This is a genomic window from Thalassotalea sp. Y01 (assembly GCF_012932945.1).
Classification (GTDB): domain Bacteria; phylum Pseudomonadota; class Gammaproteobacteria; order Enterobacterales; family Alteromonadaceae; genus Thalassotalea_A.
Map to the genome: position 1 here is coordinate 195041 of NZ_JABBXG010000007.1, position 26404 is coordinate 221444.

The following is a 26404-nucleotide window of genomic DNA, read 5'->3' on the forward strand; positions in this document are numbered from 1 at the left end:
ATGAACCAAGCAAACTCATCTTTGTTAAATATAAATAACGCGGTACAACTACCGGTAAATGTGCATAAGTTTGGTGGCAGTTCACTGGCCAATGCTGAGTGTTTATTAAGAGTTATACAAATTTTAAAGCAAGAAGCACAACTTGATGACGTCGTAGTGGTGTCAGCGAACGGTAAAACCACGGATAAGCTGTTTGCAATCATTAACTGTCAACAGAGCGAACAGCGCCAGTTATTATTAACAGAGCTACAAAATCAGCAGCAAAATTTGGTCTGTGAATTACTATCTACATCAGCGGCAGCAACCGAATGCCAGCAAATCGCTAAGGATATTACCAAGCTTGCCGAAACCGATTTTGATGATATATATCAGCGACACGATCTATTAGCGCATGGTGAAATTTGGTCAATGCGTTTGTTATCGGCGCTGATTAATGAACAGTTATGTCCATGTATTGGTGTTGACTCACGTCAAGTTTTACATCTTGACTGTGACAATGATTATCAATTGGTTGAGCATAGCTCACAACAAGCGTTTTTAACGGCTAAGCAAGCAGAAAAGTTAACGGTAATTACCGGTTATATAGCCACAGATAGCAAAAATAGAACGCAAACATTGGGCCGTAATGGCAGCGATTACAGTGCAACAATTGTTGCCAAACTTATCGGCGCAGAAAGTGTCACGCTATGGACCGATGTCGACGGTATTTACAGTGCCGATCCTCGTATTATTTCAACCGCACGCAAGCTACATCGTATTGAAAATTCAGTGGCAGCGGAGTTAGGTAGACTGGGCAATCCAGTGCTACACGCGAAAACATTAACGCCTTTGCAATGTCAGCAAATTCAATTGAATGTCGCCAGTAGTTTTTTACCCGAAGACAATGGTACTGAAATCGGTGTCTTTGGTGATATCGCCAAAAGCGAGCTATCGGTTACTCACAATAATGATCTGGTGAAAATTAACACAAATAAAGTTAGCGAGCTGTATTTGCGGCATGTGATTGCCCGCTTTGAACCGATTTACCAATGCCCTGATAAGTCGTGCTTAGTGGTGAGCCAGCAGTTTTCGCAGTTGGCGATTGAATATCTGCAACAGCATCAACTTGAGTTCAGTTACCAGCAAGTATCGTTAGTGGCTGTGGTTGGCTATCAAGTGGCGAGTCGCAGTGAAATTAAAGCACGTTTTAAACGAGTATTGCGCCACGAAGCATTGGATGCTTTGGTCGGCAGTGACAATGGTCACAGCTTGCTGGCGTTTTTAAACGAGAGCTGCAATGTCGAATTACTTAATCAAGTGCATTCCAGCATAACGAAAAATGCTCGCAATATAGGGTTAGTGGTTGCAGGTTTAGGTAATATCGGCAGCAAATTTTTAGACATGCTGCCAAAACAGTTAACACGTATCTCAAGTTTAGAAAACGTGCATTTGGTTGGCCTTGCGACATCAAAAAAAGCGCTTATTAACAACGATGGTATCGACCCAAGTCAGGCACTACCGTCATTTGCTGACGGCAGTGTTGACTATGATAATCAACAATTACTTGGTTGGTTAGAGCAACATCCGTATGACGAGTTAGTGGTTGTTGATATTACGCCGTCAGAGAGTTTTGCTCAGTTATACCAAAGTTTTTTTGAACGTGGTATCCATGTCATCAGCGCCAACAAATGCGCCGGTTCTTGCGAGCAGAGTCAATACAGCCAATTATTAGACGTGCAAAAAGATACCGGCAGTCAGTGGTTAGTTAATACCACAGTCGGCGCGGGCTTACCGGTGAATTACGCCATTAATGATCTATTGCAAAGCGGTGACAATATTCATGAAATTGCCGGTATATTTTCAGGCACTTTATCATGGCTGTTTGCTAACTTTAGCGGTGAGCAGGCATTTTCAGATTTAGTCTTAAATGCACTTGAGCAAGGTTTTACCGAGCCTGATCCGCGTGATGATTTATCTGGGTTGGACGTACAAAGAAAGTTACTTATTTTGGCCAGATTAGCTGGTTTTGAGCTTGAATTGGACAACATAGAAGTTGAAAACCTTGTGCCACCATCGTTACAACGTATTGATAAAAATGAATTCTTTACTCGCATTACAGAATTGGACGAGTATTTTGCTAATAAGTTAAATGAGGCAAAAAGTCAGCAACAGCATTTGCGTTATGTGGCTAGATTTGCCATAGATAATAACAATCTTACCGCGAAGGTTGGTTTGGAAATACTGCCGGCGGACCACGCATTTGTAAATCTGACAGCCTGCGATAATATCTTTTTATTGGTGAGTGACTGGTATCAAGAGAATCCATTGATCATACGCGGCCCTGGTGCCGGTCGAGATGTTACCGCTGGCGGCTTGCATTCTGACTTAGTTAATTTGTGCCAGCGTTTAGAACATAAGAAAAAAGAAGTTGTCATTAAGGGGATATATTAAATGAATGCTAAAGCTCGCCAACTTGATTTGTTAAATCGTACTGTCCGTGATTTGGATCGCGACTTAAATGTGTCATTTGAATTTTTTCCGCCAAACTCTGAACAAATGGAAACCACCTTGTGGAATTCGGTAGAACGTCTAGAACCGCTTAATCCTAGTTTTGTGTCAGTAACCTACGGGGCAGGCAGTGGTACCCGAGATAGAACACATGGCGTTATTAAACGAATTCAACGTGACACTAGCTTAGTTGCAGCGCCACATTTGACTTGCATTGATGCCAGTAAACAAGAGTTAATCGATATTGCGAAAGACTATTGGCAAAGCGGTGTTCGTCACATTGTTGCGTTACGTGGTGATTTACCAAACAGCAGTGAAAAACCAAATATGTATGCCAGCGACTTAGTCGAGGTATTAAAAGGGGTCGCTGACTTTGAAATCTCTGTTGCCGCCTATCCAGAAACCCACCCCGAATCGCCTAATGCGCAATTTGATTTGGTCAACTTGAAACGAAAAATTGATGCTGGCGCGACGCGTGCTATCTCGCAATTCTTTTTTGATATAGACGCCTATTTACGTTTTCGAGACCGTTGTGTTGCGGTTGGTATTGATGTCGAGATTGTACCGGGCATTTTGCCGGTATCAAATTTTGCCACTTTAAAACGCTTTGCAGGGTTAACTAACGTGCACGTTCCAGATTGGATGGGCAAATTGTACGAGGGACTCGATGATGACCCGACAACGCGAAACATGGTTGGTGCCAATATCGCCATGGAGCAGGTGAAGATATTACGTAGTGAAGGGGTTAATGACTTTCATTTTTATACGCTAAATCGTTCCGAATTAACCTATGCAATTTGTCACACCTTAGGTATTCGCCCGCAACAAGGTTAAGCAATCTACATAGTGCTATCTCACAGGGACAGTTTGTTTACATGACAAACTGTCCTTTTCGTTTATCGCAGGCAATAGTGTTGGATAAAATCCAATAAGATTTTTTCCGTTGGCTTGATTTGATCGAATGCTAAAAATTCATCTATTTGATGTGCTTGCTCAATCGAACCTGGGCCTAAGACAATGGTTTGGCAACCTAATTGCTGAATAAACGGCGCTTCGGTAGCGTAATTTACCGCCTGACAACAATGCCCAGAGAGTTTTTCAGCGACGTGAACCAACTCACTGGACTCATTTTCAGCGAAGGCAGGGGAGCTGGCATGCAATTCCTGCATGTTAACTCTACCGGGATATTTCTCTGCCGTTGCTTTTAATGCCTCACTTAACCAAAACAGCAGCTCTTCATCTTTGATACCAGGTAACGCTCGTAAATCGATATCTAAGTAGCAATCGCCGCAAATTCGATTAGCACTGTCACCACCTTTTATAGCACCAAAATTTAAGGTCGGCTCAGTAACTGAAAAGGCAGTGTTTTGATATTGATGTTTAAGCTCTTGCTTTAAGGTCATTAAGCTCTTAATAATCTCGAACATGATTTCAATGGCATTAATGCCTTTCGCCGGTTGGCTGGAATGGCCTGACTTGCCAACCACCGTAATACGATGAGACATATGTCCTTTGTGCATAATTACCGGCTTTAAGTTGGTCGGTTCGCCAATAATTGCCACATCGGGTTTGGCCAATTGTTGTTCGATGAAAAAGCGTGCACCAGCCATGGTTGTCTCTTCATCGGCTGTGGCAAGAATATATAACGGCTTTGTTAGCTTGGTTAATGGTAGCTGCTTGCAGGCTTGCAAGATAAACGCGAAAAAGCCTTTCATGTCACAGGTACCCAATCCAAAAAACTTATCGTCTTTCTCATGTATAGCAAACGGGTCGCTGTTCCAGCCTTGTTGATCGAAAGGCACGGTATCACTATGGCCGGACAGTAATAAGCCACCTTCGCCGCTGCCTATCTTAGCCAGCAAATTATATTTATTGTTGGTTCCAGGCACTTTTTGAATATTCACTGCAAAGCCTAGATCCTTGAACCAAGTCGCTAATATTTCAATTACCGCCAAGTTACTTTGGTCGAGTGATGCAGAATCAGCACTGATCGATGGGCTGGCGATTAATTCACTAAGTGCTTGCTGAAAATTGGGTAGCTTTACAATTGTTGACATTTACTTACTCTTTATTGCAAATACTTATGCTTTTTTATTGCATAAGTATATTATCGCTGTTATCTTTCTTTGGACAGTTTAATCAAGCTTCTGGGTAAAGACCATAGGTTGTCGGATTTTATTGTAACCGTTTTGTATAAATAGTAGCCAGAGCGGATGTGGATCGCGGATAATACCCTGCTGATAGAAATCATACATTTATTCTTGTTGAATAAAATTGCAAGTGAGAGGTTAAGTGAAAGTTGCAATTATAGGTGCTAGTGGCTATGCCGGCGCTGAATTAGTTAAAATCCTAACAAAGCATCCCCAAGTGGATGTTTTGCAATTACTTGTATCTGAAAATAGTGCATCAGCAGATCTTGAGTTCAGCGAGTTATATCCGGCGATGCAGGGTGTTTGTGATCTGCCTCTTCAGGCTTTTTCAGCGGCATGGTTAAAAGATCACCAATCTGAAATTGATGCGGTGTTTTTTGCCACTCCTCATGAATATTCACAGCAGTGGGCGAATGCTTTTGTCGATGCAGGCGTTAAAGTGTTTGATTTGTCCGGTGCCTTTCGTCTGCAAGACGCCGACGATTATCCTAAATATTATGGTTTTGCTCACCAACATACCGACTTGTTGCAACAAGCGGTATATGGATTGGCCGAATTTAATCAGCAAGCCATCGCTGAAACTCATATTGTTGCCGTGCCTGGTTGTTATCCAACCGCCAGTTTATTGTCATTAAAACCAATAATCGATGCCGGCTTACAGCAAAAAGATGGCTTAATCGTTGTCAATGGTATCAGTGGCGTCAGTGGTGCTGGTCGCAAAGCGTCATTAGCAACCAGCTTTAATGAGTTAAGCCTAAAAGCCTACAATATATTACAGCATCGCCATCAGCCTGAAATAAGCCAAGAAGCCGGTGCTCAGGTCATTTTTAATCCTCATATTGCGCCGTTTAAACGTGGCTTAATGGCAACGGTAACCCTTAACTTGCAAGACACTGTGACTAAACAACAGGTAGATATGGCGTTTGAGCAGTGTTACCAACACACGCCATTGGTGCGTATCAGTAAAAGCTGGCCGCAAATCGATGATGTTGCCAATACGCCGTTTGCCAACATTTATTGGCAATATGATGAATCGTTACACGTTTTGGTGGTTAGTTGCGCCATTGATAACTTATTAAAAGGCGCGGCGTCACAAGCGGTGCAATGTTTTAATATTAGTTTTGGCTTGCAACCGACCTTAGCATTACTTGGAGGTCAGCATGACTAGGCCTCTGGTTATTAAGATTGGTGGAGCGATAATGGAGTCTGATCAGGCTCTGTCAGATTTATTTAAGGTTGTTAGCCAGTTACAACAAGACCGTGGCGTTATTATCGTCCATGGCGGTGGCTGTGTGGCTGATGATATGTTGCAACAAGCTGGATTTGTCAGTAAAAAAATCGATGGCTTACGGGTAAGCGAACAGGCTCATATGGCGGTTATTAGCGGCGCCTTAGCGGGTACGGTTAATAAGCATATGGTGGCAATAGCGAACCATAGTGGTTTAAAAACAGTCGGCTTAGCATTGCATGATGGACAGTCCATTGTGTGTTTGCCTGCTGACCCCAAATTAGGTTGTGTTGGTATACCTCAAGCGGGCAATGCGAGCTTGTTAAATTCATTAGTCGCGGCAAACTGTTTGCCGTTAATCAGTTCTATTGGCAGCTTAGACAATGGCACGTTAGTTAATGTGAATGCCGATGATGCAGCGGTGGCTATCAGTGAGTTACTCAATGCTGATTTGGTGTTGTTAACTGATGTCGCCGGGGTTAAAGGTGCCGATCAAAAATACCTTGCTACACTTGATGGTGAGCAAGCCAAACACCTTATCGAACAAGGCGTCATTGCCGGTGGCATGATCGCTAAAGTTAACGCTGCATTTGCTGCAGCCAACCGATTACGACGAAGTATCGCGGTTGCCAGTTGGAAATCGCCTGAAAAACTGTTTGTGTTAAACAGTAATGGCGAGTTTGGCACCCGCATTATTCCTACACTTTAAAACTTAATAAATTTTCTTAATAACAGGAAGATACATATGTCGATGCAACATTTTCTTGCAGATAGTGATTTTGATAATACGCAATTAACCCAGTTAATTACGCAAGCGATTGATATTAAAAATAACTTACCAAAATACCAAAATGCCCTAGCCGGTAAAACCGTTGCTATGTTGTTTGAAAAACCATCCTTGCGAACTCATGTTAGTTTTGATTTTGGCATTAATAAATTGGGCGGTCATAGCTTATATTTAGGTCAGCAAAATGGCCAATTAGGTGAGCGTGAACGGGTTAAAGACGTTGCCAAAAACTTAGCGTGTTGGAGCGATGCCATTGTTGCCCGTGTGTTCAAACAATCGGTACTCGATGAGATGGCGGAGCACGCAGGTATTCCAGTTATCAATGCCTTAAGTGATTTATATCACCCGTGTCAGGCTTTGGCTGATTACATGGCTTTAACCGAAACCTTTGGTCAACTTAACGGATTAAATCTGTGTTATATCGGTGATGGTAACAATGTCTCAAATTCATTAATGCTTATGGGGCCAGTGCTTGGCGTCAACGTCACGGTTATTTCGCCGGTTGGTTATGAGCCTTGTGCCAAAATGGTTGATAAAGCGCAAGCCTTGGCAAAGGCCAACGGCAGCACGTTAACCATTACCACTGACATTAATGCTGCAGCAGAGCAACAGGTGATTTATACCGATACTTGGATATCTATGGGAGATAACACCAAGGTTGAGCAAATACTGCAAACCTTTATGCCATATCAGGTCAACAAAACACTGATGGAAAAGGCAGGCGCGAGCGCGTTAATGCATTGTCAGCCTGCACACTTAGAGCAAGAGGTAACCACAGAGGTTTTTGATTCGGATAAGTCATTGGCTTTCTTACAAGCCGAAAACCGTATGTGGGCACAAAACTCCGTGCTGGTTAATTTGTTGGCTGATTAGGCCGAGTTTCAAGATTTTAGTAAAGAATTTATAGATTTAAGAGTAGATATTATGAGTCAAGATATTAAGAAAGTGGTACTGGCCTATTCAGGTGGTTTAGATACATCAGCAATCATTCCTTGGTTGAAGGAAAACTATAATGGCTGTGAAGTTGTCGCATTTTGTGCCGATGTAGGCCAAGGCGATGAAGAGCTTGAAGGTATTCAAGAAAAAGCCATTGCCTCTGGTGCGTCAGAATGTCACGTCGTCGATCTAAAAGAAGAGTTTGTTAAAGATTACATTTATCCGATCGTGAAAACCGGTGCGGTATATGAGGGACAATATTTATTGGGTACCTCTATGGCACGTCCGGTGATTGCCAAGGCACATGTTGAAGTCGCACTAAAAGTAGGCGCTGACGCGGTGTGTCATGGTTGTACCGGTAAGGGTAATGACCAGGTTCGCTTTGAAGCGTGTTTTGCCGCGCTGGCACCACAACTCAAAGTTATCGCGCCATGGCGTGAATGGGATATGGTTTCTCGTGAAGACTTGCTTGCCTATCTGGACCAGCGCAACATTCCATGTTCGGCGTCATTAACCAAGATTTATAGTCGTGACGCCAATGCGTGGCATATCTCTCATGAGGGTGGTGAATTAGAAGACCCTTGGTGTGAGCCGTCAAAAGAAGTGTGGACCATGACTACCGATCCTTTGGATGCGCCAGATACACCGGAATCTGTTTTACTTAGTTTTGATAAAGGTGAATTGGTTGCCGTTGACGGTCAAACCATGAGCCCGTATCAATCATTGGTTTATCTAAATGACAAAGCCGGTGCTCACGGTGTTGGTCGTGTCGATATCGTTGAAAACCGTCTGGTAGGGATGAAATCTCGTGGTTGTTATGAAACGCCAGGCGGCACCGTATTAATGGCAGCATACAAAGGCTTAGAAACCCTTATTCTTGATAAAGAATCACTGAAGTTCCGTGAGTCCGTAGGCTTAGAATTCTCTCATGTTATTTATGATGGCCGTTGGTTTACACCACTAGCTCAAGCACAAATGGCGGCATGTCATGCCTTTGCCGAGCAATTAACCGGTGATGTCGTAGTTAAAATGTATAAAGGCCAAGCTGTGGTTACTCAGCGTCGTTCGCCAAACAGCTTATACTCAGAAGAGTTTGCCACCTTTGGTGAAGATGATGTTTACGATCAAAAACATGCAGAAGGCTTTATTCGTCTGTTTAGTTTGTCGAGTCGTATCAAGGCACTGAAAGCTCAGGAGAAATAACATGGCATTATGGGGTGGCCGGTTTAAAGCCGGTAGCAGCGATAAGTTTAAGGCGTTTAATGATTCCTTACCGTTTGATCATGTCTTAGTACATCAGGATATTCAGGGCTCAATTGGTTGGTCTAAAGCGATCTGCAAAGCAGGTGTGTTGACTATAGATGAGCAGCAAAAACTTGAGCAAGCGTTGCTGGATTTAGCCGCGAAAGTCGATAATGGGGAGATCAATTTCGAGCAATCAAATGCCGAAGATATTCACAGTTTCGTTGAAAGCGAATTGATTGAAATGATCGGTGATATTGCCCGTAAATTACATACTGGCCGTAGTCGAAATGATCAGGTGAGTACCGATTTACGATTATGGGCGCGTGAGCAGGTTGATGAGCTAATTAACATGCTAAATAGTTGTATTGCGCAATTACTGAATCTTGCCGATAACAACAAGCAGCATATCTTACCCGGCTATACCCATTTGCAGCGTGCACAACCGATTCGTTTTGCCCACTGGTGTATGGCCTATGTGGAAATGCTAAAGCGTGATGTGTCGAGATTGCAAGATGCCAGAGTGCGTCTAAATCAATCGCCATTGGGCTGCGCCGCATTAGCGGGCACCGTTTATGACATTGATCGTTTTGAATTGGCGAATAGTTTGGGCTTTGATGGCCCATGTATGAATTCCCTTGATGCCGTGTCTGATCGTGACTATGTATTGGAATTATTATTTGCAGCCTCTACCGGTATGATGCATTTATCGCGATTTGCTGAAGACTTAATTTTCTTTAACTCCGGCGAAGCTAATTTTATTACCCTTGGCGATCAAGTGACCTCAGGCAGTTCATTGATGCCGCAAAAGAAAAACCCAGATGCATTGGAGTTAATTCGTGGTAAATGTGGTCGTGTTTATGGCTCACTGCAAGGATTATTAGTAACCCTTAAGGGCTTGCCGCTGGCGTACAACAAGGACATGCAAGAAGACAAACAAGGCCTATTTGATGCGCTTGAACAGTGGTTTTCATGCATAGAAATGTCTTGTGAAGTGGTTAATTCCATTGAAGTGAATGTTGCTGAATGTCGTCGCGCTGCTCGTGGCGGTTATGCCAATGCAACAGAGTTGGCAGACTACCTGGTTGGTAAAGGCGTGCCATTTAGAACCGCACATGATATTACCGGTGCGGTCGTGCTTTATGCGATAGGCCAAGGTGAACCGTTAGAAAATCTGCGTCTGGATGAGTTTAAACAGTTCTCAAATTTAATAGAGGAAGACGTTTATCCGATTCTAGAGTTGGAATACCTTGTTGATAAACGCAATATACTTGGCGGCACCGGCATCGAGCCTGTAAGCAAGATTATTGAGCAAAATCGTCAACTGCTGGGCAGTACCGAATACACTGTTAGAGACGCCAAATTAACGGATTTACGTTCAATCGGAAAACTTGTTAATTACTTCTCTGATCGAGAAGAAAACTTACCTCGCAGTGAAGATGACTTAATTAAATCAATTCGAGACTTTGCTGTAGTTGAAGTGGCGGGCCAAGTGGTCGCGTGTGCGTCACTTTACATCTACAGTACCGGCTTGGCGGAGATTCGCTCATTAGGCGTGGCCAATAATCATCAAGGAAAGGGCTATGGTAACAAGCTATGTCAATACTTACTGGATCGTGCACAACAATTGTCGCTGCTTAAAGTGTTTGTGTTAACACGCAAGCCAGGTTTTTTTGAAAAGCTTGATTTCAAAATGAGCGATAAAGCCACCTTGCCAGAAAAAGTGATGAAAGATTGTGAGATTTGTCCGAAGAAAGATTGCTGTGATGAAGTCGCGTTAAAATATGACTTGAACGAACATCACACCATGCCGCAAATGTTGGGCTCTATTGAAGTTGCCGAAGTCTGATTGCTAAAACCGCATTAAAAAAAGGCCCGTTTGGGCCTTTTTTGTTTTTATAATGGCTGTTGTGTCTTAACGCCTCTATTTAACGTCTTTAGTTGATGATTAGCAGTACAAATCCGCAAGCAAGTAGTTGTGCTTAAAAGATTTCTTCTTCTTCACGAGCCTTTTTGTTTTCTAGAATATCTTCCACATTGTCTTCATCAACCCATTCGGTTGGCTCGGTGCCTTGAATAAAGTATTCAAAAGTCGAACTCGAATCACTTTTATTGGTGCGCTTACCGGTTTCTTTGTCGATGCGAATCGAAACAATATTATCCGGCTGTTTAAATGGCGCGTACGGGAACTCGTTTAGAGCAATATTCATAAACGAAATCCACGCTGGTTGCGCTGCATTGGCGCCAGCTTCGCCGCCTGCTGTTTGGTTACGACCTAGGTTTGCATTGACATTGGTGCGACCCAAGTTGCGACTTGGATCATCGAAGCCAATCCAGCTGCTCGCAACCAGATGACGACTAAAACCAGTGAACCAAGCGTCTTTTGATTCATTGGTGGTTCCGGTTTTGCCAGCCAAATCACGACGTTCAAGTGCTTTAGCGCGCCAACCTGTGCCCATCCAACCTGTGCCTTCTGACCAGTTGCCACCACCGCCCCAAATGACGCTATTCATCGCTTCTGTAACTAAAAAGGCATTTTCACGACTTAAGATGCGCGGTGCAATTGGTTGGGTTAATAATTCAACGTCAAGTTCATCACTTGAATCAAAACTATTAGCATATTCTTGTTGCGCTTGTTCGCACTCATAGCAAGCAACGTTAGGCTCTGCTTGATAGATAACCTCTCCACTGGCGTCTTCTATGCGATCGACAATATAAGGTTCGACTAAATAGCCTTCATTGGCAAAAGCGGCGTAGCCGGTCACTACTTGCAGTGGCGTCATGACTGCTGAGCCTAAAGCAATTGACTCATTTTTAGGCAATGATTTTTTCTCAAAACCAAATTTTGTTAAATGCTCAATTAAGGTGCTTAACTTCATACCGCGTAATAGTCGAATGGACATCACGTTTTTCGATTTTGCTAGACCGGTGCGGACTCGTAACGGACCTTCGTAAATCGCAGGTGAATTTTTTGGTCGCCAAGCAAAACCTGAGCGTTTATCCCATTGATTGATTGGTGCATCGTTAACAATAGAGGCGAGGGTATAACCATTCGCCAGTGCCGCAGAATAAACAAATGGTTTTATATTTGAGCCGACCTGACGATTTGCCTGGGTAATACGGTTAAATTGGCTTTGTCTAAAACTAAAGCCACCAACACTGGCTAAGATTGCGCCGTTGTCTGGCGAAATGGCCACTATGCCACCGGATACATCCGGCATTTGTGCTAGCTGCCATTGTTGCTCTGCAGCAGGGCGGATATACACCATGTCGCCGGCGCTAACAATTTCTTGTGCAAGTTTTGGCGCTTTACCTTGGATTTTGTCATCGATATACCAACGCGCCCACTTTAAGCCATCCCAAGGGATATCGACGATCTCTCCCTGTTTATCGATTACTTTAGCCGCCTGCTCAGCAACTTCTATGACTACCGCAGGCTGCAAATCATTATAGGATTTAACCTCTTGCAGTTGTTCAACGATGTCTTGTTGCTCTGGAGCTTGAGTCGGTAGCTGAGCAAAACTGTCGGTTAAGGTGTCTAATTGCTCATCATCGACAAACGTTTGGTATTGGCTGAGTACTTTTTGTTGGTCTTGCTCAGATAGCCACAATCGCTGAATAGGGCCACGGTAACCATGACGTTGATCATAGGCATAAACGTTATTTACCACCGCTTGCTTCGCTGCGTTTTGCAAATCCGCTTTAACCGTAGTGTAAACTTTTAGGCCTTTACCATAGGCAAATTCTTTACCATACAGCTCGAGTACTTTTTTATTAGTTTGTTCTGCGACATACGGCGCACTTACTTCAATTCTTACACCGTGGCGTTTAGTACGAATTTCTTCATTATTGGCCTGCTCAAATTCTTCTTTGCTAATATAGCCACTGACCAACATACGTTGCAGTACCGTGGTACGGCGGAATTTAGCTCGTTCTGGTGAACTGATTGGGTTATAGGTCGTTGGTGCTTTAGGCAAACCAGCGATAACGGCAATTTCGCCCAAGGTCAATTCGTGCAAATCTTTACCGTAATAGACCTGCGCCGCCGCACCGACTCCAAATGCACGATGACTCAACTCAATTTTATTAAGATACAGTTCGAGAATTTCATCTTTGGTTAATAGCTTTTCCATATGCAAAGAAATAAAAATCTCTCGCACTTTACGAACAATGGTTTGTTCGCGAGTTAAGAAGAAATTTCGCGCCGTTTGCATGGTTATGGTACTGGCACCACCTTCGATTTCACCGCCGGTTATTTTACTTTTTATAAGCAATACCACAGCACGGCTCATACCGATTGGATCGACACCAAAATGTTCATAGAAGCGATTATCTTCGGTGGCTAAAACCGCTTCAATAAGCTTTGGCGGCATATCTTTTAGCTTGACTGGAATTCGGCGTTTTGTACCATATTGCGAGATCAGTTTTCCTTCACTCGAATAGATCTGCATGGGAATTTGTAATTGAATGTCTTTTAATACGTCGACGCTTGGCAAATCGTCTTTCATATACCAATAAAAAACGCCGATGGTTAGGATTCCAAGTAGGGCAAGAGCAAAGGAAAATTGTACTAACCGCTTGATAATGTTCACAAAAATACTGCCAGTATAAAAAATATAGAAATAATATTACCAGTATATATCGATTAAAGCTGTAATAAATGTATTTTTAACGATAATATGCTTTAATAGACAAAAAATAATAATAATTCACGGGAAGATATGCTTAGTAAGTTATGGAATAAAAGCGCTGCTAAAATGGTCGGGATCGATATCGGTTCTCATTCCGCCAAGGCTGTTCTTATCGGTGAAGGCAAAGATGGCTATCAACTTGAAGCTTTCGCTGTTGAACCAATTCCAAAAGGTGCCGTTGTCGATCGTAAGATCCAAGACATCGAGGCCGTTGGCGCTGTCATTCGCAAAATTCGTAAAAAAGTCCTGTCGTCTGTGCAAGATGCCGCAGTCGCAATCTCCGGTTCTACCGTTATTACCAAAATTATTTATATGGATGTGGCTCTCAATGATGACGAACTTGCCAGTCAAATTGAGATTGAAGCAGACAGCTTAATTCCATATCCGCTTGACGAAGTTAGTCTTGATTTCGAAAAGCTTGATGTTAACGAGTCGGACCCAAGTAAGGTGAACGTTCTGTTAAGTGCCGCTCGAACGGAAACGGTTGAAGCACGAGTTGCAGCACTCGATACCGGTGGTTTTCAAACTAAAGTTGTTGACGTCGAATCTTATGCCTTGAGCCGTGCAGCTGATTTATGTATGCCGGCCTTACCTGAAGATGCAAGTGATAAAGTCGTCGCATTTATTGATATCGGCGCGACAATGACATTGTTTACGGTCAATGAAACCGAGTCGAATATATACAGTAGAGACCAATTGTTTGGTTCAGAGCAATATACTCGCTCTATTGTGTCTTATTACAATAAAACCTTTGAAGACGCTGAGCGAGAAAAGCTAACCGGTGAATTACCGCCGACTTATACTTTTGAGGTTTTGGCGCCATTTCAGACCACCCTTATTCAGCAGATTCGTCGTGCGATTCAAATGTATTTGACCTTCAGTGGCAAAGATAAACTCGATTATCTGGTCATTTCGGGTGGTACCGCCGCACTTGAAAGTATTCAAGAACTATTATCTGCTGAACTTGGCATTCACACCATTATTGCTAACCCATTTAAAGATATGTTGGTCGGTGAGCAAATTAATGAAGAAGAGCTTTCTCAAGTTGCACCTCAATTGATGGTTGCAACGGGTCTTGCTATAAGGAGTTTTTCCCCATGCCACATATAAATTTACTGCCGTGGCGTGAAGAAGCTCAGCGACTGCGCCAGCAACAATATTTTTCACTATTAACCTTTTTAGCATTGACTAGCTTTTTGGTGGTTTTCCTAGTAAGCCAATACTTCCAGGCTAAAATTGATGGTCAGCGTGCTCGTAACCAATTCTTAACCAATGAAATTAAAGTATTGGATGCGCGAATTGCCGAGATCAAAACCCTAGAGCAGAAAAAGAAAGACTTGATTCAACGGATGAAGTTAATCGAGCAACTACAGAAAAGTCGTAACGTCGGTACCCAAGTTCTCGATGAAATCGCCAAAGTTGTGCCACCTGGTGTGTATCTCACGAAATTAACCAAGCAAGATAACCAATTATTGCTGCAGGGTAAAAGTGAGTCGAATAACCACTTAGCAAACATGATTCGTGAGGTGCAAAGTTCAACTTTATTAGCTGATGCTGAGCTGGAATCGATTACCAATAGTGGTACATCTGAGAAATTATTAAGTGATTTTAAGATGACCTTGCGAATCCAAGGTCTTCTAGATGAACAAGCGCTTATTAATGCAGGGGGTCGCTAATGAAAAATATTGATTTATCAGAATTAAATGACTTAGACCTCAATAATATCGGTCAATGGCCGGTAGTGGCGAAAACGATATTAGCCTTAGTTGTTGTGGCTTTTGTTTCTTACTTGGTTTACTACGTGCTGGTCAGTGACAAGATCACCACCTTAGAGCAAGAAATTGCTAACGAAGTAAAACTAAAAACCGATTACGAAGCAAAATATTACGTATCTGCCAATCTCGAGTTGTTCCGAGAGCAAATGGAAGAGGCAGAAGAGTTGTTTGCTAAGCAAATTAAACGTCTACCAGAGAGCCATGAAACACCGGGCTTGCTTGACGATATTACCTTTGTTGGAACAACGTCTCGACTGGAATTTAAAAAGCTTAATTGGCAACCTGAAATTCAGCAAAAGTTTTATGTGGAATTACCGATTCAAGTGCAGGTTACTGGTTCATATCATGACTTCGGTGAGTTCGTAAGTAAGATATCAGGATTACCGCGTATCGTTACTTTGCATGACTTTTCTATCGCTGGCACTAAGGCCGGTATGGATGGTGAGTTAACGCTGACGTTACAGGCTAAAACCTACAAATATCGGGAGGCAGGAAAATAATGCGTTTGTCTAAACCGTTACTCGGAATATTACCGATATTTTTGCTAACTGCTTGTTTTGATGATAAAACAGATCTACACGCACATATTGAAAAAGTAAAAGCATCTACTCCAAATCGTATTGAGCCAATGCCAGCCATTACCGAATTTAATCATTTTGATTACTCGGCATTTGCGCTGCGCAGCCCATTTGTGGCGCCTAAGCCTGAAGCGATGACAGAGAAGCTGCAACAAATGTCCGATTGTTTACATCCCGATCCTCGCCGTCGCAAGCAACCTTTAGAAAAGTTTGCATTGGAAAGTATGAGCATGCGTGGCACACTAGGGGAAGAGGGAATAATTTGGGCACTAATACAAGCCGGTGATACTACCTTACATAGGGTATCTATTGGCAGTTATATGGGCCTTTACAATGGTCGAATTACCAGCGTTGGCGATGAAGAGATCATCATCGTTGAATTAATTCCCGACGGCGCAGGCTGTTGGGTAGAACGTGAAACAACTGTTGCCATGGTTGATTCGGATCTAGAGGGGCAAAGGAATTAATGTTGAGTCTTGATAGAAAAAAAATAAAAACATCAAATCGAATAAAGCAAGGGTTATTGCAATCCGCCTTAGGCGCGGCTTTGGCTGTGTCTTCATTTTCCAGCTTTGCAGAAGGTAAATTAAACGATATTTATTACAATACGTTGCTTGCCGATGAGATTGAATTCACTTTTGGTTTTGAGCAAGATATTGCGTCTCAACCTGTCGTAAAAACCTTTACTGACCCAGCACGTATTGAAGTTACGTTTGACGCTGAAGAATTTGTTGCCCCCCTCTCAGATACTCAGGTCAATCATGCTGGTGTGAAACATATCGACGTCAAGCAAGTTGCAGGAAAAGTAAAAGCAACGATTTATCTTGAAGAACTGAAAATGTATCAAGCAGAATTGATCGAAGGTAAGTTCGTGATGCTGCTTAATGGTATGTCTAGCTTCGATAAAGCCGACGTACAAGCCGACAGTAGCGCAAATTTCATCAACAATATTCAAGCTATCGATTTTCGCAAAGGTGAAGCGGATAGTGGCCAAGTATTGGTATTTCTTGATGACAGTAAGTCCGCCGTTGATGTCAGTGATAATTTAGGTAAAGTGAATATTGAATTTCATAATACCGATATAATGGACGACTTGCTCTATAAGCTGGATGTGAGTGATTTTGGTACTATTGTGACCAGCATTGAGACCTTTAAAGAAGGTAATAATGCTCGCTTGGAAATTACCACTAGCAAACCAGTCACCTATGAGCACGACCAAATTGATAATATTTTCTCACTAACTGTCGCTGAACAGGAAGAGGAAAAGTCGTATTTGGAAAATGGTAAAGACTTTAACGGTAAAGCGATATCGTTAAACTTCCAAGACATTCCAATTCGTACCGTATTGCAGATCATTGCCGATTATAATGGTTTTAACTTGGTAACCAGTGATACCGTAAATGGTAACATCACCTTGCGTCTTGACGGTGTACCGTGGGATCAAGCGTTGGATATCATTCTTAAAGTCAAAGGCTTAGGCAAACGACTTGACGGTAATATTCTGATGATCGCTCCTAACGATGAGTTGGTTGCCCGTGAAGCGAAAGAGCTTCAAGCACAACAGCAAGTATCAGAGCTTGCACCGTTATACGCCGAATACGTACAAATTAATTACGCCAAAGCGGCTGACTTTTCTTCATTATTAAAGAATGAAGGCACGAGCTTGTTATCAGATCGTGGCAGTGTAACCGTCGATGAGCGTACAAATACTTTATTGGTTCGTGATACTGCGAAAAGTATTGAAGACATCAAACGCATGATTGATGTGTTGGATATCCCAATTCGCCAGGTAGTGATTGAATCGCGTATGGTGACTGTTAAGGACAACATCAGTGAAGAGTTAGGGATACGCTGGGGTGTGACACATAACGGTGGTGATACGTCGACCTCTGGTAGCTTAGAAGGTGCCGATATTGCTAATGGCAACGTTGTACCATCATTGGATGACCGTTTAAACGTCAACTTACCGGTTGTTGATCCGGCTGGTAGCATTGCCTTTCAAGTGGCTCGTTTAGCGGATGGCACCATTCTTGACCTTGAGCTTTCAGCAATGGAGCAAGAGAACAAGGGTGAAATCATCGCCAGTCCACGTATTACCACGTCGAATCAAAAAGAAGCCTATATCGAGCAAGGTACCGAAATACCATTTGTTCAGGCGGCATCAAGTGGTGCTACCTCAGTAACCTTTAAAAAGGCTGTTTTGGGACTTCGAGTAACGCCACAAATTACCCCGGATAATCGAATTATTCTTGATTTGGTGATTACCCAAGATACTCGTGGTGATACGATTGCAACGGGTACTGGTCTAGCGACCGCCATCGATACACAAGAAATTGGTACGCAAGTGTTGGTAAATAATGGTGAAACCATAGTGCTAGGCGGTATTTATCAACAACAGATAATAAATGCCGTATCTAAAGTTCCGGTGCTTGGTGATATCCCTTACGTTGGTTGGTTATTCCGAACGAATAGCGAATTTAACGAGAAAAAAGAATTACTTATCTTTGTAACGCCTCGCATTGTTACAGAGAAATTTTAAACCGAAGAGTTAACGGTTTTATAAAATCAGTCTGAACTTACACTGCCAATTATGGTAAGTGTTAGTTCAGATTGTGTTTTTTTAAGGCAGGTGCTTGCAATTAGTCTAAAATAATTGCGATAATTGCGCCCTTAATTTTGTCGAGGAGAGTCCTCAGTTTCCGTTAACAATCAATTTTCGAGTAGTAAAGTAAGCTCATGGCAGAAAAACGTAACATTTTCCTGATCGGCCCTATGGGAGCAGGTAAAAGCACAATTGGCAGAGAAATCGCTGACAGACTTCACTTAGATTTCTACGATTCAGACCAAGAAATAGAACGCCGTACTGGCGCTGATATCGCTTGGGTCTTTGATCTAGAAGGTGAAGAAGGGTTTAGAGATCGTGAAGAGAAAGTAATTGATGATCTAACTGAACTACAGGGTATCGTGCTGGCAACAGGTGGCGGGTCTGTAATCAGTGATCTTATTCGCAATCGCTTATCAGCGCGTGGAATCGTCGTGTACCTTGAAACCACCATTGATAAGCAAGTAGCCCGTACACAACGCGACCGTCGTCGCCCACTATTGCAAACGGAAGAAGATTCTCGTACCGTTTTAGAGCGTTTAGCAGCAGAACGTAACCCTATGTACGAAGAAATCGCTGACCACGTTGTTCAAACAGATGATCAAAGCGCAAAAGTCGTTGCTAACAAGATCGTCGATAAACTGGATTTCTAATATCCATGTCGGAATTGATAGTTGAACTCGGTTCACGCAGTTACCCTATCTTTATCGAATCAGGGCTGTTAACTGACAGCCCAATTTCCTCTTATATTAAAGGCCAACGCGTCTGCATTGTAACTAATGATGTGGTCGATAAACTTTATTTAAACGCGTTAAAGCAACAATTGGCGAGCTACCAACTAGACGTTGTTATTTTGGCAGATGGTGAAGCGCAAAAGTCATTGGCTAATTTTGAAAAAATCATGGCTCACCTACTGGCTAATATCCATGGTCGAGATTCAACCTTAATTGCTTTAGGCGGTGGCGTCATCGGTGACATTACCGGCTTTGCTGCTGCGTGTTATCAACGTGGTATTGATTTTATTCAGATCCCTACCACATTATTGTCGCAAGTTGACTCCTCTGTTGGCGGTAAAACCGCAGTCAATCACCCATTAGGTAAAAACATGATTGGCGCCTTTTATCAGCCTCAGGCGGTGCTCATTGATGTTGATAGCTTAAATACCTTGCCATCACGCGAATTTGCCGCGGGTATGGCTGAGGTAATTAAATACGGCATTCTCGGGGATTACCCATTCTTTTGCTGGTTAGAAGACAACAAGCAGAGCATTAAGCAAGGTGACCAACACATTCTCGCTAGCATGATTGCTAAATGCTGCCAGGCAAAAGCTGATATCGTCGCTGCGGATGAAAAAGAGTCTGGTGTAAGAGCCATGTTAAACCTTGGCCATACATTTGCTCATGCGATTGAAGCTGAGCAGGGTTATGGCAAATGGTTACATGGTGAAGCGGTTGCCACTGGTATGGTGCAAGCGTCAAACTTAGCTAGATTATTAGGTCACCTAACCGATGCTGATGTCGAGCGTATTAAAAACCTAATCGCTTATTTTGATTTACCCATTGCTGGACCTAGCGAAATGAACATTGATTCTTATCTCAAGCATATGGCTCGTGATAAGAAAAATTTGGCTGGGAAAATTCGGTTAATTGTGCCGACGGCTATTGGCAAAACCGAGATTTTTGATAACATAAGCCGTGAACAGTTGCAGCAGGTTATTTAACTGCATCGCAACCCCTATCAGCCGCCGGGCATAAGCAGTACAAGAACAATAACATGACGCAAAAGCAAAGAGCCTTCCTTAAGTGGGCCGGTGGCAAATACACCCTTAGCGATACCATTGGTAAGATGCTGCCCAAAGGCAAGCGTTTAATTGAGCCTTTTGCTGGTGCGGGTTCTATTTTTCTTAATAGCAATTATGATCAGTACTTGTTGAATGACATTAATAAGGACTTAATAAACTTATATTTGACGCTAAAGAAAAACCCTGAGAAATTTATCGCCGATGCGCGCAAACTGTTTACCCCAGAATATAACGTCGCTGAAGAGTATTATCTGCTACGCAGTCAATTTAATGACACCAATGATGCCTATCAACGCAGCTTGATGTTTTTATATATGAATCGCCATGGCTATAACGGTTTATGTCGTTATAACTCAAAAGGTGGCTACAACGTACCGTTTGGTAAGTACAAGCGCCCTTACTTTCCTGAAAAAGAGCTTCTCGCGTTTGCTAACAAAGCGCAAATCACCGATTTTGTCTGTGAAAATTATCGTGATACCTTTGCGCGTGCCGAAGATGGTGATGTTATTTATTGCGATCCACCTTATGTGCCGTTAAGCAAAACCGCCAGTTTTACCAGTTACGCTGGTAATGGCTTTGGTCTAGACGAACAAGCGGATTTAGCTAACGCAGCAGAAGAAGTGACGCGTGATAAAAAAGTGACTGTGCTTATTTCTAATCACGATACCATTTGGACGCGCAAAATTTATGAACACGCCGATAAGCTAAAGTCGATTAAGGTCGCTCGTACCATCAGTCAAAAGGCGAATGGTCGCAATAAGGTCGGTGAGTTACTGGCGCTATACAAGCCTAAGCGTTAAGTCATAGCGTAGTAGCTAGGTTAGACTCAACACTATCTGCACGATGGCGATTAATGCCAACACAAATAACGTTACTGCAATACCGCCAACAATAGCGAAGTGACTAAATTTACCTTCGCTAAAATCCCGTTGTCGATTGTCATCACTTTGCACGCCGAGAAGTGCTGCAGCGACACTGCTGATCACTTGCTTTAAACCGAGTGATGGTTTTGATGGTTTTTCATTCATAGTGTCAGAATATGAGCAGGGTGATCAAATTGCAATCAAAAAAGCGGCAATATCATTACGATATGCCGCCTTCTCTACAAAGTAATTGGTCTTAGAAAGTTTTACTTAAACTAAATACCATTGACTCTTCACCTTCACCGGTTTCTACATCTAATTCTTCTGAGTTGCTAATGATGGCAACACCTACATCAAAACCAGCAACTTCTGCGCCGTAACCTAGTTCAAAGTAGTCACCTTCGAAATCTTGACCCCAGGTACCGAACGTCGCGTAAAAACCTTCGTATTCAGCAGTAATTGAGGCAAAATCATAATCTGACTCTTCAATGCCTAGATCATCATCTTCGCCATGAACACCGACGTTATATGACAAAGACACAAAACCATAACTTAAACCTAGGTTGACTTCGTTATAATCAGAGTCAAAATCGCCAGTATATTGGTAGCTAGTCGCACCTATGCTCAAGCCTAAACCTGATTCTGTTTCAAAACCGTATCCAGCGTAAAAGTCGATTTCTAAACCGTCAGTTACATCAGCACCCCAAGTACCAACATAAAAACCATTTTTCTCGTAATCAAGACCGGCACTTGCTGAAGCCGTATCTGTTTGCATGATACCGCGGAAGAAGTATTGAGAAACAACACCTGCGTTACCACTTACTTCAGCCAAAGCAACGTTGGTGCTGGCCATAAATGAACTTGCCCCTAATGTTGCCATCAGCAACGATGTTTTGAAGATATTTTTCATTTTATTCCTACCTGTATAAAGTTATTTTTTTAAATTTGTTATTAACGAACTGACAATGGAGTTGCAAAGGCAATGCCAAATGTTAAAAAAATGCTATAACCCATACAATTAAAGGGCGGTAGAGGATCCCATGGAGATCAAAAGACACACCAATTTAGAGTCGCTGCTCTATTTTAGTGCGAGTTGTGCATTTTTTGTGCGTGTTGAAATTTGCTAATATTTTGCACTATTTACGCATTGTTACTTCTCTATTAGCGCTTATTTTTGGTAAAGTAACGCACCTGTAAAAAATAACCCTTAGGCTGTTATTATGTCGTCATTTTTAATTGCACCATCGATCCTATCCGCTGACTTTGCGCGTTTGGGTGATGATGTTGCGAAAGTACTGGAAGCTGGTGCTGATGTCGTTCATTTCGATGTGATGGATAATCACTTTGTACCGAACCTGACCATTGGCCCTATGGTGTGTAAGTCACTGCGTGATTATGGCATTACGGCGCCAATTGATGTGCATTTAATGGTCAAACCCGTTGATTCGTTGATCCCTCAATTCGCTAAAGCTGGTGCAGATATCATTACCTTTCATCCGGAAGCAAGTGATCATGTTGACCGTACCTTACAATTAATTAAGGACAACGGCTGTAAAGCGGGACTGGTATTGAATCCGGCAACACCATTGCATGCACTCGATTACGTCATGGATAAACTGGATGTTATTCTACTGATGTCGGTAAACCCAGGCTTTGGTGGACAAAGCTTTATTCCGTCAACTTTGACTAAATTGAAACGAGTAAAGCAGAAAATACAGCAAAGTGGTTATGATATTCGCCTCGAGATCGATGGCGGTGTCAAAGTGAATAATATTAAAGAAATTGCTGAGGCTGGTGCGGATATGTTTGTCGCTGGCTCGGCGATTTTTGCTGAAAATGACTATAAAGCCGTGATTGACCAAATGCGCAGTGAACTGGCGCAGGCCGATCTAGGTTAGCACTCTATAAGGACCAAAATGACTAAGCCAATCGTATTAAGTGGTTGTCAGCCATCAGGTGAGCTGACTATTGGTAACTACCTCGGCGCTTTGCGCCAATGGGTGGGCATGCAAGATGATCATCAGTGTTTCTACTCACTGGTAGACCTGCACGCGATTACCGTACGACAAAATCCTGATGATTTACGCAAAGCGGTTCTTGATGGACTTGCGTTATATTTGGCGTGTGGTGTCGATCATAATAAGAGCACCATATTTGTCCAATCACAAGTGCCAGAGCACAGCCAATTAGCGTGGGTGTTAAACTGTTACACGCAAATGGGTGAACTAAACCGCATGACTCAGTTTAAGGATAAATCGAGTAAAGCCGGTGCTGATATCAATTCAGGCCTGTTTACGTATCCTGTGCTAATGGCAGCGGATATTCTTTTGTATTCCGCCAATCGAGTGCCGGTAGGTGAAGACCAAAAGCAACATTTGGAATTAGCACGGGATATCGCTAACCGTTTCAATAACTTATACGGCGACACCTTTAACGTACCGGATCCTTATATCCCAGAAAACGGTGCACGGGTGATGAGCTTATTAGACCCTCACAAGAAAATGTCTAAGTCGGACGACAACCCGGGTAACTTTATTGGCTTATTAGAAGATCCAAAGAAAATCACCAAGAAAATAAAGCGTGCGGTAACAGACTCTGATGAACAAGCGCGTATTTATTACAACCTTGAAGAGAAGCCTGGCGTTTCAAACTTGTTGAGTTTGTTGTCTTGTGCAACCGGCGACAGTGTCGAATCTCTCGTGCCGAAATACGAAGATAAAATGTATGGCCATCTTAAAGGTGATGTTGCTGAAGCCGTTGTAGCGATGTTGCAACCTATCCAGCAAAAGTACCATGAGTATCGTCAAGATCAGTCATTTCTAAATCAGGTTATGCGTGAAGGGGCAGAGAAAGCCTCAGCACAAGCGAGCAAGGTATTAGCGTCTGTATATGACGCTGTTGGCTTTATTGCCAAGCCGTAATACGCTTTATTTGATGTCATAAAAAAGGGCCGTGTGGCCCTTTTTTGTAGCGTCTGTTTTGATCTCCGTATGCGCGCGCCGCTTATCTACGCGGCTTATTCCCCATCTTCGCCATTTGCTTTTTTCTTCGAGGCTTTATCGACCTCTTCAAATAACCGGTTTGAGTCTTCAATGTACTCATCAACGCTGCTGGCTGGGCTAACTGACAAGGCAGGGATCATAATGGTGCTATCAAATACAGGGTGCGGATTAAAGTCCACTGTATCGCCGCGATCTTGTAAGTACAATCCACCAAATATAATCACCGTGAGTAGTGCAGAAATGGTCACTCGGCGCCATTTACTTTGAGAAAATGCGATATACAGGTTGAACCAAAATAAACTGAACGTTAACGCAACATACAATACTGTCGTCAGCCATTGCCAATTAATTTGACTGGATAAATTAAACGCTAAACTGGCATCAATAAAATCGACTAACCAAAACAAGTTAAGCATTAAAAAGCTGACGCCCATTTGACTGCCAACCCGAGATTCATTTTTGTTTAGAAACGCCATTAAAGAGCATAGTAACGGCCACATTGCATAGGCAATGGTGCTGTATACAACGGACATAACAATTTGGCTGTAAGGCACTTCAACTTGGCTTACTTGCAAGTAAGTTAAGGCAAACGATATCGCACAAAATAAGGCAACCATGGCAATGAGGAAGGTCCAGCGACCGCAGTTTTCAACAAATTGTTCAACTTTAGTAAAGGCAATACTTTGCGCCACAGGATGGTTAGGTAGAAACAGCCTGAGTTGAGTTTTACCCAGCAAGATAATGTCGCCAGATTTGATTGGGTGCCAATCGGCAATATGTTGGCGATCACTAAGCATGGTGCCATTTAACGTTTGTAAATCTTGCACATACCATTGATTATCTGTCCATTTTATCGCCAAATGCTCTGGGCAAATATGCGGGTCAGATAAAATAATGTCATTATCAAAGCCGCGGCCAATACTGATCTCTTTGGTGGCAAACTTGTGGCGTGCTTTAATTTTTTTATTGCGGCTGATCTCTTCAATGATTAGTTCCATGTCACAGCCTCCATGAACTTGCGATTAAATCCTTGAGCCGATTGTTTATTAACACCCGACAATGTGTAGTGGCCAACAATGGCTTTGTTTTGTTTATCTATCGATGCCGAGAGATACAGGATATCGTATAGCCCTTGGTACTTGCGGTAGCCGCGAATGCAGTAAATGGTCTTGTTACGTATGGTATTACTGTTGTTATTGGTGATGTCGTGTTGACAAGAGAACTCGGTGACATCTTCTTTACTGGCATTATTACCGGCACGCGCATCTTCTATGTATTGTTGATAGATTTGATAAAAGCGACTGCTGCTTAACTCGTCAGCATCAAAATAATGAAATTCCATATCTATGGTACCGGTAGAGAAACTATCGGATAAATAGACATACTCTTCCATTTGACAGGTGGTTACCGCTTTAAATATTAACTCATCTGGGCGGTCAGCATTAGAGTCACCCCAGCAGCGAATATAGTTTACGCCAGTATCAGGAATTAGCGCTGATGCAAACGGTTTAGTCTGCCATTCTTTGGCAAGAATTTGCGAATATAACCGCTCTTGGTAGGTATGTAATTGTTCATTGATTTGTTCAGTAAAGCTTTGCTCAACTTGTTGCTCAAAACGATTAATTAAGATGACGAGTTTGTCATGGGGAATTAAAAAGCCGATTTGGTTGCCTGATGATGCGACGTTCACACCAACAACTTGGCCATATTGGTTAACCACCGGACCACCGCTCATACCAGGGTTTACTGAACCGGTGAAATGAATACGGTCACTAAACGATTCTTTTTTGAGGCCATTGTAGGTACCGGGTACGACTATCATGCCTAAATCATGGGGGTTACCTAACGAATACAGGTCTTCGCCTTTATCTGGCACGGATTGAGATATTTGAAAATAATTGTCGGTGTCTTGCCCTTGCAGTAAAACGATGGCCAGATCATTAATGACATCGACTGTTTGCAATGAAAGCTCACCTTTTTCACCCAAATGGTTTTCGTACTCGATAACATACTTTTCTGGGTGCTGCGCATAGCCTGAAATGACATGATAATTGGTAGCAATATAGCCGTTTTCACTGAACTGAAAACCAGATCCAATACTCGATTTTTCCGAGGTAGCTTTATCTATCAAGCGAATTTGAAATAATGCCGGCGCCAAATCTTGAAAAATTTGTTGTGCTTTATCAGCGGCATAGCTCATTTGACTGAGGCTTAAGCACAACAATACGACGAATGCTCTCATGTGAAGTCCAAAATATTTTG

At 42.6% G+C, this 26404-nt stretch carries 23 protein-coding genes; 17 read left to right on the forward strand and 6 right to left on the reverse strand.

Features of this window, described 5'->3' with window-relative positions; all coding sequences use genetic code 11:
- Together metL and metF are read left to right on the forward strand one after the other, a co-directional pair.
- A complete protein-coding gene (metL, locus tag HII16_RS11890; RefSeq protein WP_169130392.1) occupies window positions 1-2430 on the forward strand; it encodes a bifunctional aspartate kinase/homoserine dehydrogenase II in 2430 nt (809 codons plus the stop codon).
- Window positions 2431-3321, forward strand: a complete 891-nt coding sequence (gene metF, locus HII16_RS11895; RefSeq protein WP_135438930.1) for a methylenetetrahydrofolate reductase — start codon at window positions 2431-2433, stop codon at window positions 3319-3321.
- A gap of 62 nt (window positions 3322-3383) precedes the next feature.
- Here the strand turns inward: metF and argE are convergent, their stop codons facing one another.
- Window positions 3384-4544, reverse strand: coding sequence for an acetylornithine deacetylase (argE, locus tag HII16_RS11900; protein ID WP_169130393.1), 1161 nt, complete (start codon window positions 4542-4544; stop codon window positions 3384-3386).
- A 235-nt stretch (window positions 4545-4779) separates the two neighbouring features.
- Between argE and argC the strand changes: the two genes are divergently transcribed.
- Genes argC through argH form a run of 5 tightly spaced genes read left to right on the forward strand, consistent with a single transcriptional unit; the run spans window position 4780 to window position 10679 of the window.
- Complete coding sequence (gene argC, locus HII16_RS11905; protein ID WP_169130394.1) at window positions 4780-5805, forward strand: N-acetyl-gamma-glutamyl-phosphate reductase; 1026 nt, start codon at window positions 4780-4782, stop codon at window positions 5803-5805.
- Window positions 5798-6574 carry an acetylglutamate kinase gene (argB, locus tag HII16_RS11910; protein WP_248289614.1) on the forward strand — a complete coding sequence of 259 codons (777 nt, stop codon included), beginning with the start codon at window positions 5798-5800 and terminating at the stop codon, window positions 6572-6574. The genes argC and argB overlap by 8 nt, the downstream gene beginning before the upstream one ends.
- A 36-nt stretch (window positions 6575-6610) precedes the next feature.
- Entirely contained in the window at window positions 6611-7525 is a 915-nt protein-coding gene (locus HII16_RS11915) for an ornithine carbamoyltransferase (RefSeq protein ID WP_348981416.1), read from the forward strand.
- A gap of 51 nt (window positions 7526-7576) precedes the next feature.
- Window positions 7577-8791, forward strand: a complete 1215-nt coding sequence (locus tag HII16_RS11920; RefSeq protein WP_211183506.1) for an argininosuccinate synthase — start codon at window positions 7577-7579, stop codon at window positions 8789-8791.
- Between the two features lies 1 nt (window position 8792).
- A complete protein-coding gene (gene argH / locus HII16_RS11925; protein WP_169130398.1) occupies window positions 8793-10679 on the forward strand; it encodes an argininosuccinate lyase in 1887 nt (628 codons plus the stop codon).
- Between the two features lie 133 nt (window positions 10680-10812).
- On the opposite strand, the gene HII16_RS11930 is transcribed toward argH, so the two are convergent.
- Complete coding sequence (locus tag HII16_RS11930) at window positions 10813-13422, reverse strand: penicillin-binding protein 1A (protein ID WP_169130400.1); 2610 nt, start codon at window positions 13420-13422, stop codon at window positions 10813-10815.
- Between the two features lie 129 nt (window positions 13423-13551).
- On the opposite strand from HII16_RS11930, the gene HII16_RS11935 reads away from it, so the two are divergent.
- The 8 genes from HII16_RS11935 to HII16_RS11970 all read left to right on the forward strand — a co-directional run bounded on the left by HII16_RS11935 (window position 13552) and on the right by HII16_RS11970 (window position 21077).
- Entirely contained in the window at window positions 13552-14631 is a 1080-nt protein-coding gene (locus HII16_RS11935; RefSeq protein ID WP_169130402.1) for a pilus assembly protein PilM, read from the forward strand.
- Window positions 14619-15197 carry a PilN domain-containing protein gene (locus tag HII16_RS11940; protein ID WP_169130403.1) on the forward strand — a complete coding sequence of 193 codons (579 nt, stop codon included), beginning with the start codon at window positions 14619-14621 and terminating at the stop codon, window positions 15195-15197. The genes HII16_RS11935 and HII16_RS11940 overlap by 13 nt, the downstream gene beginning before the upstream one ends.
- Window positions 15197-15796, forward strand: a complete 600-nt coding sequence (locus tag HII16_RS11945; protein WP_169130405.1) for a type 4a pilus biogenesis protein PilO — start codon at window positions 15197-15199, stop codon at window positions 15794-15796. The genes HII16_RS11940 and HII16_RS11945 overlap by 1 nt, the downstream gene beginning before the upstream one ends.
- Window positions 15796-16341, forward strand: a complete 546-nt coding sequence (locus HII16_RS11950) for a pilus assembly protein PilP (protein ID WP_169130407.1) — start codon at window positions 15796-15798, stop codon at window positions 16339-16341. Before HII16_RS11945 ends, HII16_RS11950 begins: the two co-directional genes overlap by 1 nt.
- Complete coding sequence (locus tag HII16_RS11955) at window positions 16341-18413, forward strand: type IV pilus secretin PilQ family protein (RefSeq protein WP_169130409.1); 2073 nt, start codon at window positions 16341-16343, stop codon at window positions 18411-18413. The genes HII16_RS11950 and HII16_RS11955 overlap by 1 nt, the downstream gene beginning before the upstream one ends.
- A 197-nt stretch (window positions 18414-18610) precedes the next feature.
- A complete protein-coding gene (aroK, locus tag HII16_RS11960; RefSeq protein WP_135438941.1) occupies window positions 18611-19129 on the forward strand; it encodes a shikimate kinase AroK in 519 nt (172 codons plus the stop codon).
- Between the two features lie 5 nt (window positions 19130-19134).
- Entirely contained in the window at window positions 19135-20196 is a 1062-nt protein-coding gene (aroB, locus tag HII16_RS11965) for a 3-dehydroquinate synthase (RefSeq protein ID WP_169130411.1), read from the forward strand.
- 53 nt (window positions 20197-20249) lie between these two features.
- Window positions 20250-21077: a Dam family site-specific DNA-(adenine-N6)-methyltransferase gene (locus tag HII16_RS11970; RefSeq protein ID WP_169130412.1), complete on the forward strand. Its 828-nt coding sequence runs from the start codon at window positions 20250-20252 to the stop codon at window positions 21075-21077.
- 15 nt (window positions 21078-21092) lie between these two features.
- On the opposite strand, the gene HII16_RS11975 is transcribed toward HII16_RS11970, so the two are convergent.
- Both HII16_RS11975 and HII16_RS11980 read right to left on the reverse strand, forming a co-directional pair.
- Entirely contained in the window at window positions 21093-21305 is a 213-nt protein-coding gene (locus tag HII16_RS11975) for a DUF2970 domain-containing protein (RefSeq protein ID WP_169130413.1), read from the reverse strand.
- 91 nt (window positions 21306-21396) lie between these two features.
- Window positions 21397-22050: a TorF family putative porin gene (locus HII16_RS11980; RefSeq protein WP_169130414.1), complete on the reverse strand. Its 654-nt coding sequence runs from the start codon at window positions 22048-22050 to the stop codon at window positions 21397-21399.
- 310 nt (window positions 22051-22360) lie between these two features.
- Between HII16_RS11980 and rpe the strand changes: the two genes are divergently transcribed.
- Window positions 22361-23038 (forward strand): ribulose-phosphate 3-epimerase, encoded by a 678-nt coding sequence (gene rpe / locus HII16_RS11985; RefSeq protein WP_169130415.1) that lies wholly within the window; start codon window positions 22361-22363, stop codon window positions 23036-23038.
- A gap of 18 nt (window positions 23039-23056) precedes the next feature.
- Window positions 23057-24061 (forward strand): tryptophan--tRNA ligase, encoded by a 1005-nt coding sequence (gene trpS, locus HII16_RS11990; protein WP_169130416.1) that lies wholly within the window; start codon window positions 23057-23059, stop codon window positions 24059-24061.
- 95 nt (window positions 24062-24156) lie between these two features.
- Here the strand turns inward: trpS and HII16_RS11995 are convergent, their stop codons facing one another.
- Together HII16_RS11995 and HII16_RS12000 are read right to left on the reverse strand one after the other, a co-directional pair.
- Complete coding sequence (locus HII16_RS11995; RefSeq protein ID WP_169130417.1) at window positions 24157-25140, reverse strand: FHA domain-containing protein; 984 nt, start codon at window positions 25138-25140, stop codon at window positions 24157-24159.
- Window positions 25131-26384 carry a serine protease gene (locus HII16_RS12000; RefSeq protein WP_169130418.1) on the reverse strand — a complete coding sequence of 418 codons (1254 nt, stop codon included), beginning with the start codon at window positions 26382-26384 and terminating at the stop codon, window positions 25131-25133. The genes HII16_RS11995 and HII16_RS12000 overlap by 10 nt, the downstream gene beginning before the upstream one ends.
- Window positions 26385-26404 lie beyond the last annotated feature (20 nt).